Genomic DNA, 16,343 nt, shown 5'->3' on the forward strand with positions numbered 1-16,343 from the left:
GATGAACCCGATCAGCTTTTTCACGCGCACACGCCGGGCCGGACGCATCGATATCACCGACATATTGTCATGGGTCTGGCTGATCGGCGGAACCTTCGTGGTGTTGCTTCCGGTCCTCTGGGCGGGCCTCTCCTCGCTGAAGCCGGCCGCCGAGATCACCCGGTTTCCGCCGACGCTGCTTCCTCGGGCCGCCGTCGAGCAGACCGTGCCCGGCTTCGACAAGCCGCTCAGCCTCTGGCAGGTCACCGTCGACGGTCAGATGCGTGAAATGGCCATGGTCCGCCGCATCGGCCTCAAGGCCCAGATGGTCGATCCCGCAAATCCGGGACCACCCGTCAGCGTCGACGTCAAGGGGATGACGCCGGTGCAGAAACTGACGGTCGCCACGCAGAATTACACCGATCCGCTGACGCGCTTCAACTTCCTGACCTTCCTCAAGAATTCAGTGTTCGTCACCTTCGTCGCAACGCTTCTGACGCTCATCGTCAACGCCATGGCGGCCTTCGCCCTGTCAAAATACAAATTTGCAGGGGATACGACGGTCTTCGTCATCATCATTTCAACGCTGATGATCCCGCTCGCCGTCGTCATGGTGCCGGCCTATCTCGTCATTGTCGGGGTCGGGCTTGCCGACAATCTCTGGGGCGTCATCCTGCCGACGGTCGCCTCTCCGACCGCCGTCTTCCTGCTGCGGCAATATATGCTGACCATACCCGATGAGCTGATAGAGGCGGCGCGCGTCGATGCGGCGAGCGAATTCTGCATCTTCTGGCGCATCATCCTGCCGCTGACGGCGCCGGCTCTCGCGGTGCTGGCGATCTTTTCCGTGCTCTGGCGATGGAACGACTTCCTCTGGCCGCTCATCGTCCTCAACAGCCGCGAGAACTTCACCCTGCAGGTCGGCCTGAATGCATTCCAGGGAGAGTTCTCGGTGCAGTGGCACTATATCCTGGCGATGACGTTCCTCAGCCTGCTGCCTGTCACCGTCGTCTTCCTGTTCCTGCAGAAGTACATCACCACGGGCATCGCCGGAACAGGCATGAAGTGAACGGCGAGGCGTGGAGATAGACCTCCCCGCAATCGCTGAACAACCCCATACCACGTTTTCCTCCCGGCTGAGGCGCGTCGCATTGAACCTGGTTCATGCGGCGCGTTTCGGTTTTTGTCTTTGCGGATGACTCCCAAGGCTGTCGCTTATTTTTAGGGCGGTATGCGCCGCGGCGAGCGTAGCGCTTGCCATCGAGGCCGGCCGCCTACGCGATCTGATAGGCCGCCGTTTTAGGCTATGTTGACGTCGAGTTCAAAGTGCTGCGGCGTTCTGCCCATATCACAAAACGGTTTCGAAGAGCGGGATCAAGGCCGCGCCGATTGCACCGGGGGCATCGATTATCTGTCCCACAGCAAGCCTGGGGACGTCACGTAGAACCCCATGCCGAGGCAGATTGTTGAAGTCTGTGCGTTCGATCAGCATTCTCGCGAGTGAATGCGGAAGCTCGCCGCCGAGGACGATCAATGCCGGATCAAATATTGCGCAGATCGCATTAATGGCTCGATTGTGGGCCGGCGTGACGCGGTCGACCCACTCCGTGACACCATCCCAGTCCATCAGCTTCTCGTTCTTCAGGTCTCTCAAGGTCAGGTTCGAGCGTCCCTTGGCACGAAGATGTTCAAGCAGGACGCCGAGTGCAGGGCGTTCCTCGTAGTCCTGACGTCCGAAGAGAACGGAAAATTCGCCGGCGTTGCCGAAATTGCCGCGAAACGGCATGCCTCCGGAAACCAGGCCGCCGCCATAGCCATGAAGATGGGCAATATAGGCGAAATCCGCGACATCCCGGCCAACGCCGAAAATGGCTTCCGCCAAGGCTGCGGTCCTGGCGACATTATCTGCCCAGACCGGCAGGCCAAGTTGCTCTCCAAGCAAAGGTGCCAGGTCGATCAACGACCAATGAGCGAGAGGCAAGGGGCAATTGAAGGCCGTCTCCAGCATACGGTGGCCGGCGACGGCCAGGCCGACGCCGAGGACGTCACGCCGTTTGGCGCCCCGGCGGGCAAGAAGCTCTTCGACCGCCGCTTCGATCCGCTCCATTTCAGCGGATAGCGAGGAGCCCGCCTGTGGGATTTCCATTTTTTCCAAAGGTTCGCCGAAACCCATGAGGCAAAGGCCGATCGAGCCGACGTTCACGGAGATGCCCAGGGTTAAACACCAGTCTTTGCGAAGGGTCAGCTCCGGGCTGGGCGGTCCCGGCCGCCGGGTTTCCGAATGGGAAAAGATGAGCATTCCTCGCTCATGAAGCCGCGCGACGATCCTGTGCAACGATTGCTGGGTGAGATCGAGCGGCTCTGTCAGGTCGGAGCGCTCGATCCCCGGAGACTTCCAGATCAGCCGCAACAGGTCGCGCTCGTTGCGAGAAGCTACGCGCATGGGTTGTGCGTCTCGCAAAAAATGCGCGGCAACATGGTTTAGCGGATCATACTTCATTTTCGGTTCGTTTTGATTTACACTGTGAGTGTGAACCACATTGGGAGGGCATTTCGCTTCTGTCAAACAAGGAATTCGATCCCCGCTTTGCCGGCCCTGCTTACCTCATCGAGATTGATCAAGCCAGTCAGGCTGACGGCCTTTCAAAGGGGATCGTGTCCGAGCGTTTGGAAGGCACGATATCGGTGTTGCGGCGGTCTCAAACGAGATGGAGCGCTTGATAGGCGGTTAGCCGGTCGGGGGTGTGGAAAGGGAAACAACCGAGTTGCAGATATCGTTGAGATCCGAAAATACGGCGCGCGCTCCCGAGCGTGAAGCATACGGGCTTGCGCCGACGCATAAAGGCACTGACTTCGAGTCGATGGTTCGAGCCTATTCGGCAGGCTACGGGGTGTTTGGCGCGAAGCCGTTGAGCAACGACCGGGCCTTTGCCTGGGCAGCGGACTTGCGAACAAGTGAGGCATTTACGGTGCTTCATTCGGTTTATCAGAGTTCCTGGACAATTCGGACGCTCGATGAGACCCCGCAACACCTTGCGTTTTACATTCCGCACACGGGATCCTTTCGACTGTCCATTGGAAAAAACGTGGTTGAAAGTGGAGCGGGTCATCTTCTCATGGCCAACAACCACGAGGCTGGCGATCGTTTCATCCAAGGCCCGCACTGCTCGGACGCTCTCTTCCTGAACTGGAAAATTGTGAGGCGAATGCTCGTTTCACTGGTGGAAACGCCGATCTTCGACTCGATTGACCTTGAGCCCGTCGTGGATCTCGCAACACCATCGGGTCAGCTGATCGGCAGTCTGGTGCAGACGATCGTGCAGGGCATGCGCAATGACGGTCCGCTTCTGTCTTCACCTCTGGCCTTGGCGGCGATGAGCGAAACGCTTGCTAACCTGGTGATCCGATTTGGCCGCCACCGTCTTTCCGGCCATTTGGAAAAACAGAAAGTGTCGTTGGTCGCACCGTGGCATGTCCGGCGTGCTATCGACTATATGCACGCCAATATCGCAGAGCCTCTCACCATGACGATGGTTGCGGATGGTGTCGGTGTTTCACTTCGCGCGCTGCAAACCGGTTTCAGGGCCTTCCGGGGAACTTCACCGGGCGGTTACTTGCGTACGATCAGGCTGCAAGCAGCCCGCGACCAACTGCGGGACCCGATGAATCAGCGATCCGTCCGCGAAATCTGCGCGATGTGGGGTTTTTCTCATGCCGGCAGGTTTTCCATTGTCTACCGCAGCGCCTTTGGAGAAAGCCCGCGCGATACTCGCCTGCAGGCTGAGCGCTTGCGATAAGGAAGGACGCCGAAAAGTGTGAACGGTTTTCGGACAACATCATGCTCTAGGAGCGCGGCGCCGCGATGCTGCCGCGCAGGACGAGATGGCATCCGAGTTCCAGGCGATGGGCCGGCCGCTGCGGATCGTTGGCGATCAGCCTCTGTTCGATAAGCGCCAAGGCGGCGGCGCCGAGCCTGTCTGTGGGAACGCTGACCGTCGACAGCGGCGGGCGGCTGAATTCGCCGGGGACGATGTCGTCGAACCCCAGGACTGAAATCGCTTCCGGCACGCGGATGTCGCGATCGGCCAATGCCTTCAGGCAGCCGAGGGCCAGATTGTCGGCCGCGCAGAAGACGGCGGTCGCGCCTTTCATCGTGGCATCGCGGTCGAGCAGCGCGTTGATCGCAGCCTCGCCGTGCCTCGGCTCATATCCCTCGGCCTCGACGATCATGCCATCCGGCACCGGAAGCTGCGCGGCGAAATAAGCGTCGGAAAAGCCGTCATATCGGCGCTGGATCGTCGTGCGGCCCTTCCAGGTCAGGTGCAGGATACGGCGATGCCCGAGCGCCAGCAGGTGCTCGATGCCGAGCCGCGCTCCGAAGCGGTTTTCGGGGGTGACCGTATCGACCAGCATGGCGGGGTCTTCGCCGTTGACGATGACAACAGGCATATCAGGCGAGGCGAGGCTTCGGATCAGTTCCGGCTGATCATCGTTCAGGACCACGATGCCGTCGGCACGTTCCGAGAGAGCGATCTGCCTGACCTGAGCGCCGTCGATACGCCGGCCGGTGCTGACGAAGGGTACGATCCTGATGCCGCGGCGTTCACACTCCCTGCGAAGACCGTTGAGGATCGTCCAGCTCACCAAATTGAGATCGCTCTCCGGTGCGGCATCGTCGGGAATCGCTAGAAGCAGGACGCGCAAGGTCGCAATCGTCGCCTTCTTCCTCCGGCGGTCGAGGTAACCCAGGCGTTTGGCTGAATCCAGAACCCTTTCGCGCACCTCGATCGTCAGCGGCGCGGTCCCGTTGAGCGCATGCGAGGCCGTGCTCAGCGATACGTCCGCATCGCGCGCGACATCCTTGAGATTGACTTTGCGTTCCACTTTTTCCGTCGCGAATTGAGGTCGTGCCTTCGAAGGCGTAGCTAACTCGATGTTTTTACATAAAAACTTGAGAAAATCTACGTGCCTGTCGCGGTATTTTTCGTCATTCGGCGATCAATGAGGTTTGGCAAGCAGGCCATTGAGCAGCAGGTCGAAGTAGGTCCGCAGGAAGGCCTCCTTATTGGGGGTGGGCACGCGGCGGTCGTCGAATATCAGCCGCAGAACTGTCGTCGTCAGGATGGGCGCGACCACGATGTCGGAGAATTCCACCGGAACTTCGCGAAACTCCCCTGACGCCACACCCTCCAGAATGAGAGCGTCGACCTTGGTGATGATCGGCTCAATGAACTGATCGTGGTGGCGGTCGATCAGGTCGGGGAACCGGTGTCCTTCCGCAATGACGAGCCGCGTTAGCTCGCGGGTCGCGCGATCCTCGGCGATTTGTTCGTAGAGCAGGCCGAGAATGGAAATCAGCCGGTCGGTGGCGCTGCCGCTGAGGCTCGCGGTGATCCCCAGCAGTTCCTGAAACGGCACGGAGAAATGGTTGATCATGGCTTCGAAAAGCTTTTCCTTCGTCTCGAAGTAGACATACACCGTACCCTTGGTGACGCCGACCCTGTCGGCAATGTCTTCGACCCTCGTACCTGTGAAACCGCATCTCACGAATTCTTCGAAGGCGGCATCGAGAATCTGGATGGGCCGCAGCGACTTCTGTTCGGCGCGTGTGAGCTTCTTCTGGGCTGTCATTTTCTGATCCTCCAACCTGCTGCGTGCGCTCTCTCCCTGCGACGCAAAGTTTCATTGACTAATTGGTCAGTCAATTATATAGCAGCTGCCGTTGAGAGCAAGAGGTCAACTATGAGAACCATTCTGGTCGCCACAGCGATCATATGCGCCATCGGTCTGGGATCATGCAGCGATGAGAGCAGACCGACTGGGCCAACCCCACGAGAGGTCGGCGTCGTCGTCGCCAAGCCTGAGCCGCTAGTCCAGGGCGGCGCGGTCACAGGAGAAGTGCGGGCGCGCGTTCAGACCGATCTGTCCTTCCGCGTCAGCGGCAAGATCGTCGCGCGGCTGGTGGAAGTCGGACAATCCGTGAAGGCGGGGCAGCTCCTCGCGCGGATCGATCCGGAAGAGCAGAAGGCCGAGCTGGATGTGGCGGCAGCCAATCTTCAGTCGGCTGAGGCGCAGCAGACCCAGGCGCAGCTCGCATACGATCGCCAGCAGAGCCTGTTTCGAACGCAGGTGACGACGCGTGCGGCACTCGACCAGGCGCAGGAGGCGCTTCTGACCGCGCAGGCATCGACGAAGTCGGCGCAGGCACTCTTGGAAACCGCTCAGGACACCTTGTCTTACACACAGCTGAAGGCGGACGCCGACGGGGTGATCACCGCCCGCAATGCCGAGGTCGGGCAGGTGGCGCAGGCCGCCCAGGTGGTCTTCACGCTTGCCCATGACGGCGACCGGGATGCCGTCTTTGAGGTGGTCGAAAGTGCGTTCCTGCGCCCGATCGACGGCGACGGCACAGTGACCCTTCTGTCGAACCCGACGCAGAAGCTCGCGGCAAAGGTTCGCGAGATTTCGCCGACAATCGATTCCTCCACCGGAACCATCAAGGTCAAGGTCGCGATATCGAGCGACGCTCCGATCCCTCTCGGCGCTCCCGTCGTCGGAAGATTCAATTACGTCTCGCAGGACGTCATCCAGCTTCCCTGGTCCGCCATGACATCCAAGGACGGCAAACCGGCCGTCTGGATCGTCGATCCCGCATCGTCCGCGGTTTCGGTCCGGGCGGTGGATGTCTCCGGCTACGAGACCGGCAGCTTCATCGTCAAGTCGGGCGTGTCGCAAGGAGAGGTCGTGGTGGCCGACGGAACCAAGTTCCTCAGGCCGGGTGAAATCGTGTCTTATGTCAAGGAAGCTTCCAAGTGAGTATTCGTCTCAACATAGTCGCTCTGATGATGGGTACGGCCCTGATCTCCGCCTGCGCGCCGCAGGATGAGGAGAAGGGGGAAGCGCCCCGTCCCGTGCTGTCGATGACAGTCAATCCGACGTCGGCCGCGAGCTTGAGTCTCACCGGCACGATCGAGCCGACGATCGAGACCGAACTCGGCTTCCGGATTCTCGGGCGGATGATCGCCCGCAACGTCAATGTCGGCGATCTCGTCAAGAAGGATGACGTCGTTGCCGCCATCGATCCGCTGGCGCTGGAGCTTGCCGTGCGCAACGCGCAGTCGGACGTCGAGAACAGCGACGCCCAGCTGAGGAACGCGGTGACCACCGAGCAGCGCCAGCGTGCGCTGCTGGAGTCGCGATCCGGCACCGAAGCCTCGCTCGAAGAGGCTGAGCAGGCAAGGCGGACGGCGGCGGCCGCCGTCGCCAAGGCGCAGGCCAATCTCGACAAGGCCACGGAGCAACACGGCTATGCGCAGCTTCGGGCGGAATTCGATGGGGTGGTGACGGCAACCTCGGCCGAAGTCGGACAGGTGGTGTCGGCCGGCCAGACGGTCGTGACCATCGCCCGGCCGGACAAGCGCGACGCCGTGGTCGATGTCCCCCAGGCAGCCACCCAGAAACTGAAGATCGGCGCGCCCTTCGAGGTGACGCTGCAGCTCGATTCCACCATCCGCACGTCCGGGATCGTGCGCGAAATAGCACCGGAGGCAGAGACCTCTACCCGCACGAGCAGGACCAAGATCGCGCTCACCAATCCGCCCGAAGCCTTCAGGCTCGGCTCGGTCATCACAGCCTCGGCAACCATTGCCGCCGATCCGCAGATCGTCCTGCCTTCCTCGGCAATCCTTGTCGGCAGCGACGGCCCGAGCGTCTGGATCGTCGATGCGGCGGCTAGGAAGGTATCGCTTCGCCGCGTGAAGATCGACGGCGACGTCGAAGACGGCGGCAGCGTCCGCGTCACCGAGGGGCTCGCCCCCGGAGAAAGGGTGGTCGTGGCAGGCGTGCATAAACTTGAAGATGGCCAGGCCATCAGGATCGACCAGGAGATCAGCCAGTGAAGTCCTTCAACCTTTCCGACTGGGCGCTCGAACACCGTTCGCTCGTCTGGTACTTCATGATCGTCTTCATTCTCGCCGGCGCCTTCTCCTACGTGAAGCTCGGCCGTGAGGAAGACCCGAACTTCACGATCAAGACGATGGTGATCACCGCCCAGTGGCCCGGCGCTTCCGCCGAAGAGGTGACGCGGCAGGTCACCGACAGGATCGAGAAGAAGCTCCAGGAACTGGAATCGCTTGATTACACCAAGAGCGAGACCGTTGCCGGCCAGACGACCGTCTTCGTCGAGCTGCTGCCGACGACCAAGGCAAAGGATGTCGCTCCCACCTGGCTGCGCATCCGCAACATGATCGCCGACATCAAGGGCGATTTCCCGACCGGCGTTGTCGGTCCTTTCTTCAACGATCGCTTCGGCGACGTGTTCGGAAACATCTACGCCTTCACCAGCGACGGCCTTACCCAGCGGCAGCTTCGCGATCTCGTGGAAAACGCCCGCTCCGAGGTCCTGACCGTGCCCAACGTCGGCAAGGTCGATGTGGTCGGCGCCCAGGACGAGGCGATTTATCTCGAATTCTCCACGCGCCAGATCGCAGCACTCGGGATCGACCAGCAGTCGGTCATCCAGACCTTGCAGGCGCAGAATGCCGTCACGCAGTCCGGCTTCGTCGACGCCGGGCCGGAGCGCATCGCATTGCGGGTGAGTGGACAATTCACGTCCGAGGAAAGTCTGAGATCGATCAATCTTCGGATAAACGACCGCTTCTTTCCGCTGACCGACGTCGCCACGATCAAACGCGGCTACGTGGATCCGCCGTCGGCGCTGTTCCGGTTCAACGGCCAGCCTGCGATCGGGCTTGCGATCGGCATGAAGCAGGGCGCCAATCTTCTGGAGTTCGGCGAGGGGCTCGACGCGCAGATGAAACGTGTCGTCGCCGATCTCCCGATCGGCGTGGATGTCCACCGCGTTTCCGATCAGCCGGCCGTTGTCGACGAAGCGGTGTCCGGATTTACCCGCGCGCTCTTCGAAGCGATCGTCATCGTGCTGATCATCAGCTTCATCAGCCTTGGTCTTCGCGCCGGCATGGTGGTGGCGATCTCCATTCCGCTCGTCCTGGCGATCACCTTCGTGGTGATGGAGTATTCCGGCATTTCGCTTCAGCGCATCTCGCTCGGAGCGTTGATCATCGCGCTCGGGCTGCTTGTCGACGACGCCATGATCGCCGTCGAGATGATGGTGGCCCGCCTGGAGGCGGGCGACGATCTCAGGAAGGCCGCCACCCACGTTTATACGTCGACCGCCTTTCCGATGCTGACGGGAACGCTCGTCACCGTAGCGGGCTTCATTCCGGTTGGTCTCAACAACAGCGCTGCCGGTGAATTCACCTTCACGCTTTTCGTGGTCATCGCGGTTTCGCTGATCGTCTCCTGGGTGGTGGCGGTGCTGTTCACGCCGCTTCTCGGCGTCACGATCCTGCCGAAGACGATGAAATCGCATCACGAGAAGAAGGGCCGCTTCGCCTCGGTCTTCTCCCGGCTCCTGGGCCTGGCGATGCGCTGGCGCTGGGTCACCATCATTCTGACGGTCGGCGTTTTCGGGCTTTCGATTGGCGGCATGGGGCTGGTGCAGCAGCAGTTCTTTCCCAGCTCGGACAGGACCGAACTCATTATCGACTGGAACCTCCCCCACAACAGTTCGATCGCCGAAACCAACAGGCAGATGGCGAGATTCGAAAAGGAGATGCTGGCCGACAACAAGGATATCGATCATTGGACGACCTATGTCGGCCAGGGCGCTCCGCGCTTCATCCTGTCCTTCGACGTGCAGACGCCCAACGTGTCGTTCGGACAGACGATCATTGTCACCAAGGGGCTCGACGTGCGCGATAAGGTGCGAACAGAGCTGCAGGACTATCTGACGAAAACCTTCCCCGGCACCGACGCCTTCGTCAAGCTTCTCGACATCGGTCCGCCGGTCGGCAAGCCGGTCCAGTACCGGGTCAGCGGCCCTGATATTCAAAAGGTCCGCGATCTCTCCCAGAAATTTGCCGGCGTCATCGGATCGCACCCGCTTCTGGCGAACATGGTCCTGGACTGGAACGAGCCGTCTCGCGTGGTGAAGGTCGATGTCCTGCAGGACAAGGCGCGCCAACTCGGCGTATCCTCCGAGGACATCGCGACCGCCCTTAACGGCATCGTCGAAGGCTCGACGGCCACCCAGGTTCGAGACGACATCTACCTGGTCGACGTCATCGGGCGCGCCAGGGCATCCGAGCGCGACTCCATCCAGACGCTGCAGAACCTGCAACTCTCCACCTCCAACGGCAAGGTCGTGCCGCTCTCCGCCGTGGCCAATTTCCGCTATGAGCTCGAGCAGCCGACCATCTGGCGTCGCGACAGGCAACCCACCATAACGGTCAAGGCGGCCGTCGTCGGTCCGACGCAACCGGCCACGATCGTCGACCAACTCAAGCCCAAGGTGGAAGAATTTCAGAAAGGCCTTCCGGTGGGATACAAGGTGGAAGTGGGCGGGGCGGTCGAATCCAGCGCCGACTCACAGGGGCCGATCGTGGCGGTCGCTCCGTTGATGCTGTTTGCGATGGCAACGATCCTGATGATCCAGCTGCAAAGCTTCAGCCGCCTCTTCCTGGTGTTCGCCGTCGCACCGACGGCCCTGATCGGCGTGGTCGCAGCACTTTTGCTGAGCAATGCTCCCATGGGCTTCGTCGCGATCCTCGGCGTGCTGGCGCTGATCGGCATCCTGATCCGCAACTCCGTCATCCTGGTCGTCCAGATCGAGCATTTGCGCAGCGAAGGAATGGCGCCCTGGCAGGCGGTCATCGAGGCCACTGAACACCGCATGCGGCCGATCATGCTGACGGCCGCGGCGGCCACGCTGGCGCTGATCCCGATCTCGCGCGAGATCTTCTGGGGACCGATGGCCTACGCCATGATGGGCGGCATCGTCGTCGGAACCGCGCTCACCCTGCTGTTTCTGCCTGCGCTCTACGTCGCATGGTTCAGGATCCCGAGGGATGAAGGCGTTCAGGTCGAAGCCGCGGCAAAGGCATGAGCATGGGCTTTGACGTCCATCGCATGCGGCCGCCGCGGCGGCCGCTGCATATCCTGGTCTCCGAGGAGAGAGCTCGATGACGGAACAGCGTTTGAAAGAGTTTCCGATGGGAGCCAAGGCGATGCTGGTCGCGATCGGCCTGGCGATGCTCGCCGGTTGCGCCACGAGACCGTCGCCCGATGTGTTGAACCCGGTCCATCAGCCCGTTCACCCAGCCCATCTGAATGCATCGCTTCACACCGATGAAGCCGCCCCAAGCCGGGTGAACGTGCTCGCTGCGACGAACAGGAGCCCCGACACCGCACGCGGTGGGTTCGGCAGCACCTGGGCTGACAATCTCACCTACGAGCAATATGCGTTTTCGGTCCCTCCCGGCCGGAAGGACACCGCGATCACATATCCGACCTCGAGACCGGATCCCGAACGCCAATTTGCCGTCATCAGGCGCGAGCAGCTTGCAAAGGACGCCTTCGTAGAGGAGGCGCTCCGCTCTACGCAGTCCGACGGCACTGTCGGCATCTTCGTGCATGGCTATAACTATAGCTATCAGGAGGCGTTGTTTCGCACTGCGCAGATCGCCGCGGACGCTAACATTCCGGGCTCTCCGATTCTGTTTTCGTGGCCTTCGGCCGGAGCCGTTGCCGGCTATGTCGCCGACCGCGATGCGGCCCTCTCCTCGCGCAGCGACCTCGACTCGCTTGTCGCCTCGCTCTCGGCTTCAGGAAAGGTGAAACGCATCATCCTTTTCGGACACAGCATGGGCGGATTCCTGGTCATGGAAACGGTGCGTCAGCTCAAACTGCAGCATCGCGACGACGTCATCGGCAAACTGGCGGTGATCCTGGCGGCCCCTGACATCGACGTCGATGTTTTCCGCTCCCAGCTGAAGGATATCGGGCGGATGCCGATCCCGATATCTCTTCTCGTTTCGAAGGACGACCGGGCGCTGGTGGCCTCGAGCTTCATAGCGGGAGAGCGGGCGCGCGTCGGACGCCTCGATATCGACGATCCCGTCATCAGGGAGGCTGCCTTGAAGGAAAGGCTTCGGGTCATCGACATCACGTCGATCCAGGCATCCGACGGGCTGGGGCATGACCGCTACGCATCGCTCGCCAAGTTCGGCGCGCAGCTTGCCTCCTTCGAAAGCGGCAGACGGTCGACCGCCGGCGACGTCGGCGCCTATGTCTTCGATGCTGCCGGTGCCGCGGTCGCAAGTCCGTTTCGTCTGGCCGGGCGTGTCGTCGGCTCGCAATGATGAGAGCTGGGCGCAGTTGGCGCGCGGCGCAATCCGGCCTTCGCCTGACCGAATGAAAAGCGCCCGGCAATCGCCGGGCGCCTTTTTATCTCGGGGTTTCCTGTCGCCGCCGGTTTCAGCGGCGAGCGGCAACCGCATGCACGGCTGCACGGGCCGCGGGCTGCCCCATCGTTCTCGCCGTCGAGCGAAGGGCCGAGGACTGGCTGACCGCATCGTCGAGCCTGAACTGGGCGATGAGTTCGCGAAGCTTCTGGGCTTCCTGCGCGAGAGAATTGGATGCCGCGGTCGACTGTTGCACCATGGTTGCGTTCTGCTGCGTCGTCTGGTCCATCCGGTTGACTGCGACGTTGACTTCGCTGAGGCCGATGGACTGCTCTTTCGCAGAGGTGGCGATCGAATCCATATGGTGATTGATCTGGGTGATGAAGCTGCCGATGGTCTTCAAGGCCTGGCCGGTATCGCGCACCAGCTTGACCCCGCCTTCCACCTCCTTCGAGGAGTTCTGGATCAGGCCCTTGATTTCCTTGGCAGCACTTGCCGAGCGCTGGGCGAGCTCGCGGACTTCCTGGGCGACGACCGCAAAGCCCTTGCCGGCCTCGCCGGCTCTTGCTGCTTCCACGCCGGCATTGAGGGCGAGAAGATTGGTCTGGAATGCGATTTCGTCGATGACGGTGATGATGTTGGAAATCTGCTGCGACGAGGTCTCGATGCGTTCCATCGCCTCTTCGGCGTGGGAAACGACTTCCGCGGAGATCCCGGCGCTGCGATTTGCCTCCGTGGCCACCGTGCGCGTCTCCTCGGTTCGCTTGCTGGAGTTCGACACGTTCGCCGTGATCTCTTCAAGTGCTGCCGCCGTCTCTTCCAGAGAAGCCGCCTGCTGCTCCGTACGCTTTGACAGATCGCTCGCTCCGGAGGAGATTTCCCGCGTGCCTTCGTCGATCGTGCCGATGCTTTCGGAAATCGCCCTCAGCGTCGCGCCGAGCTGCATGACGGACTGGTTGAAGTCATGGCGCAGCGCCTCGAAGTCGGGCGCGAAAGTCTCGTTGAGCTGGAAGGCGAGGTCGCCTGCGGCCAGCCGCTTCAAACCGGCGGCGAGACCCGAGGTGGCAATGCGCAACCGCTCCGAGGCGTCGGCTTCCGCCTGCTCTTGGGCGGCAAGGCGATCGGCCTCCGCCCTGTTGCGGTTTTCCTCGGCGTCCAGTGCCATCCGCTTGTTAGTGATCGCGGCCTGGCGGAAGATTTCCACCGCTCCCGCCATCGATCCGATTTCGTCGGCGCGGTCTGCAAATGGAATCTTGGAATCGGTGTCTCCCTCGGCCAGCCGCCGCATCGAGGCGGTGATCCCGGTAATCGGATTGGCGATGCCTGTCAGCACGAAAGCGACGGCACCGAGAACGAGCAATCCAGCAACGCCGATCGCGGCAAGCAGGTAGAATTCTATCGAGTCGAAGGTTTGCTTGCTGAGTTCGGCCGCCTCGTTGCTGCCGCTGACGTCCAATTCGACCAGGGTCGACGTGGCTTCCTTGAGCTTGTCCGAATAGGAGCGCATCTCTCCGCCCAGATATTGCCCGGCTTCTTCGGTCTTGTTGGCGCGGGAAAGGGCGAGCAGCTGCGAGCTGCTGGCGATGTAGCCTCCAACACTGTCCTTAATCGTCTTGATCAGTTCACGCTCGTGGTCGGATGAAGCCAGCAGAAGATAGGCGTCCACCGATTTGCCGACTGCATCCTCGGCGACTTTAATGGCGTCTTCGCGCGTTTTCTTTTCCGCATCCGACTGCGCGATGATGTGATCACGATAGGCGAGGCGCAAATTCGTCATGGAGAGATTGATCGCCTGCGAAGCCTGAACGCTCGGCAGCCAATGGCTCGCAATTTCTTCAGTGGAGCCGTTCGTCTTTCGAAGACCGTCGACCGCGAGATAGGCGACAAGACCAAAAAGAAGAGCTATGCCGCTGAAAATCAATAGCAAGCTCGATTTTATGTTTGGACGACGCATCGAAAGCCCTCATCGAACGCCGGCTTCATACCGGGTTGGCCAAGGAATTTTGTATCGAAAAAAATTTAACGATTTGTTCCATATGTAAAAATGCCGTTTACCAGTTTTCCTGAAAATCGCCGCCGCCTTCGTGTTGAGCCTCCCGCTGATTGAGGAAAATACCTATCGATGCGGCATCAGGAATGACGGGAGCCAGAAATGATGAAGCGCATATTTTCCGCCCTTCTCGCATTGATCCTTCCGTTGCAGGCAGCCGTTTCGCAACCCGCCGACGAAGCGGGGGCACGCAAAGCTCGGTCTATCACCCAGCTTCAATCGGAAGGGGTGCCGACCATCGATCATCTGCCGACCATTGAGCCCGAGAGCGAGAGCACCCGCCGAAATACAAAGGCTGTCGTTCAGCGCGCGATTGCGCTTGCGATCGTCGCCGTGAAAGGCGAGACCGGCGACCATGAAATGGGTCAGGCTCTCATCCGGCAGTTCGACGCGACAAGCTTTTTCACCCCGAAGGAGCGGGCATTCATGGACGATCCCGATCCCACGGATCACGACCGGACCAACTTCGCCTGGCGCTACGAGGGCGTGCACGTCATGTTGTGGGCGCTCGGGATCGCCTCCGATCTCGAACGTCCCGACCATATTTGCGACGTATCATTCATTGCGAACACGCTGCGCGAACTGGGGACGGACGGGCTGATGCGTCGCGCCAAGCTTCGTCCGCAGAAAGAGCTGCTGGACGCCGCCGACCTCATTTATCGCTACGATTGGGCCGCCGTGAACGCGCGGCTGAAGGGAGAGGAGCCACCTGCCGGATTGGATAAGGGCGTGGTTTACGAACGGCATTATGCCCTCAACTGGCTGATTGGCTACATGGATCAGGATTGGGACGATATTTCCACGGACACGTGATGTTACCTGGGCGCCCGGCCACGATGAAGGCGGCTGGTCAGGCCCCGCACCGACGCGGTGATGCATGTTTTACGAAATAGCATTATGATCGGCTGAGCGCCCGACCGGCGAAGGGATTGGCCCCGCGGATATATGATCCCGTGCGGGAATGGAGAGGATAGCTGGATTTGGAACGGCTGAAAGATCTGGAGAGCGATCTCGCGCAGGCAGGTGGCGGTTCCACATCGCCTCCGTATGAACGGCCCGGCGTCGTGGCCGCCGCCGTTTACCAGCATGGGCAACGCATTCGCGACATCAGGATAGAAGAGGCCGGCGAATGGCGAATCCGGGAGAATGCCGTCGTCTGGATTGGCCTGCATGAGCCGGATGAAGTGCTGCTGCACCAGGTTCAGGCCGAGTTCAATCTCCATGCCCTGGCGATCGAGGACGCAGCACAGCCTCACCAGCGCCCGAAGCTGGAGATTTATGGGGACGCGATGTTCATCGTCGCCCGGACCGCCCATATGAAGGATGACGAAATCGTCTTCGGCGAAACGCATCTGTTCGTCGGTCGCGGTTATGTCGTTTCCGTCCGTCATGGGGATTCGTCCTCCTATCTGGCGGTGCGTCAGCGATGCGAGGCCACGCCGGCAGCACTTGCTCATGGCGAGAACTATATTCTCTATTCCATCCTCGATTTCATCGTCGACAACTACATGCCTGTCATCGAGGTCGTACAGGAGGAGGTCGAGAAGCTCGAGGATCTGGTGCTGCGCGAACAGCTGGAAAAGTCCGACATCGAGCGGCTTTACCTATTGCGGCGCAAGTTGCTGCGGCTGCGCAACGCCGTGGTGCCGCTCGTCGACGTCTGTCGGCGGTACGAGCACATCGATCTTCCAGGTATGGATCCGACGCTTCAGTCCCTGTTTCGCGATGTTACCGATCACGTGCGCCGGGTTCAGGAAGATATCGATGCGCTGCGCGAGGTCCTTGCCTTTGCCTTCGAGGCCAGCGTGATGATCGGCCAGACGGAGCAGACGGCGATCGCCCGCAAGCTCGCCGCCTGGGCGGCGATCCTCGCCGTTCCCACCGCGATCGCCGGTATCTACGGGATGAATTTCAACGATATGCCGGAGCTCAAATTCCAATACGGCTATTTCGTCGTGCTTGGCGTCATCATCACCTTGTGCCTGGGCCTCTTCATTTTCTTCCGTCGAAAGAAGTGGCTCTAGATATGTGATGTAGGGGGCAGGCGGAAT

At 60.9% G+C, this 16,343-nt stretch carries 12 protein-coding genes; 8 read left to right on the forward strand and 4 right to left on the reverse strand.

Annotation, left to right across the window (positions count from 1 at the left end):
• Position 1 precedes the first annotated feature (1 nt).
• Positions 2-1,048, forward strand: coding sequence for a carbohydrate ABC transporter permease (locus GR198_RS09775; RefSeq protein WP_020047217.1), 1,047 nt, complete (start codon positions 2-4; stop codon positions 1,046-1,048).
• A 279-nt stretch (positions 1,049-1,327) separates the two neighbouring features.
• On the opposite strand, the gene GR198_RS09780 is transcribed toward GR198_RS09775, so the two are convergent.
• A complete protein-coding gene (locus tag GR198_RS09780) occupies positions 1,328-2,479 on the reverse strand; it encodes an ROK family transcriptional regulator (RefSeq protein WP_164069042.1) in 1,152 nt (383 codons plus the stop codon).
• 244 nt (positions 2,480-2,723) lie between these two features.
• Here GR198_RS09780 and GR198_RS09785 point away from each other — a divergent pair, with 244 nt between their 5' ends.
• Positions 2,724-3,776: an AraC family transcriptional regulator gene (locus GR198_RS09785; protein WP_164068612.1), complete on the forward strand. Its 1,053-nt coding sequence runs from the start codon at positions 2,724-2,726 to the stop codon at positions 3,774-3,776.
• A 46-nt stretch (positions 3,777-3,822) separates the two neighbouring features.
• Here the strand turns inward: GR198_RS09785 and GR198_RS09790 are convergent, their stop codons facing one another.
• Together GR198_RS09790 and GR198_RS09795 are read right to left on the reverse strand one after the other, a co-directional pair.
• A complete protein-coding gene (locus GR198_RS09790) occupies positions 3,823-4,863 on the reverse strand; it encodes a LacI family DNA-binding transcriptional regulator (protein WP_164068614.1) in 1,041 nt (346 codons plus the stop codon).
• A gap of 114 nt (positions 4,864-4,977) precedes the next feature.
• A complete protein-coding gene (locus tag GR198_RS09795; RefSeq protein ID WP_029871290.1) occupies positions 4,978-5,610 on the reverse strand; it encodes a TetR/AcrR family transcriptional regulator in 633 nt (210 codons plus the stop codon).
• A 111-nt stretch (positions 5,611-5,721) separates the two neighbouring features.
• Between GR198_RS09795 and GR198_RS09800 the strand changes: the two genes are divergently transcribed.
• The 4 genes from GR198_RS09800 to GR198_RS09815 all read left to right on the forward strand — a co-directional run bounded on the left by GR198_RS09800 (position 5,722) and on the right by GR198_RS09815 (position 12,200).
• Entirely contained in the window at positions 5,722-6,795 is a 1,074-nt protein-coding gene (locus GR198_RS09800; protein ID WP_164068616.1) for an efflux RND transporter periplasmic adaptor subunit, read from the forward strand.
• Positions 6,792-7,877: an efflux RND transporter periplasmic adaptor subunit gene (locus GR198_RS09805; RefSeq protein WP_164068618.1), complete on the forward strand. Its 1,086-nt coding sequence runs from the start codon at positions 6,792-6,794 to the stop codon at positions 7,875-7,877. Before GR198_RS09800 ends, GR198_RS09805 begins: the two co-directional genes overlap by 4 nt.
• The gene (locus GR198_RS09810; protein ID WP_029871287.1) at positions 7,874-10,945 is read left to right on the forward strand and encodes an efflux RND transporter permease subunit; all 3,072 of its coding nucleotides are present in this window, start codon (positions 7,874-7,876) and stop codon (positions 10,943-10,945) included. The genes GR198_RS09805 and GR198_RS09810 overlap by 4 nt, the downstream gene beginning before the upstream one ends.
• Before the next feature lie 76 nt (positions 10,946-11,021).
• A complete protein-coding gene (locus GR198_RS09815; protein ID WP_164068620.1) occupies positions 11,022-12,200 on the forward strand; it encodes an alpha/beta hydrolase in 1,179 nt (392 codons plus the stop codon).
• A gap of 115 nt (positions 12,201-12,315) precedes the next feature.
• Here the strand turns inward: GR198_RS09815 and GR198_RS09820 are convergent, their stop codons facing one another.
• Entirely contained in the window at positions 12,316-14,196 is a 1,881-nt protein-coding gene (locus tag GR198_RS09820) for a HAMP domain-containing methyl-accepting chemotaxis protein (protein WP_164068621.1), read from the reverse strand.
• A gap of 198 nt (positions 14,197-14,394) precedes the next feature.
• Between GR198_RS09820 and GR198_RS09825 the strand changes: the two genes are divergently transcribed.
• Positions 14,395-15,105 (forward strand): DUF4272 domain-containing protein, encoded by a 711-nt coding sequence (locus GR198_RS09825; RefSeq protein ID WP_164068624.1) that lies wholly within the window; start codon positions 14,395-14,397, stop codon positions 15,103-15,105.
• A gap of 167 nt (positions 15,106-15,272) precedes the next feature.
• Positions 15,273-16,316 carry a magnesium/cobalt transporter CorA gene (gene corA, locus GR198_RS09830; RefSeq protein WP_164068626.1) on the forward strand — a complete coding sequence of 348 codons (1,044 nt, stop codon included), beginning with the start codon at positions 15,273-15,275 and terminating at the stop codon, positions 16,314-16,316.
• The last annotated feature ends 27 nt before the right edge of the window (positions 16,317-16,343 follow it).

Origin of the sequence: Rhizobium leguminosarum (assembly GCF_010668065.1) — a bacterium.
Taxonomy (GTDB): domain Bacteria; phylum Pseudomonadota; class Alphaproteobacteria; order Rhizobiales; family Rhizobiaceae; genus Rhizobium; species Rhizobium leguminosarum_S.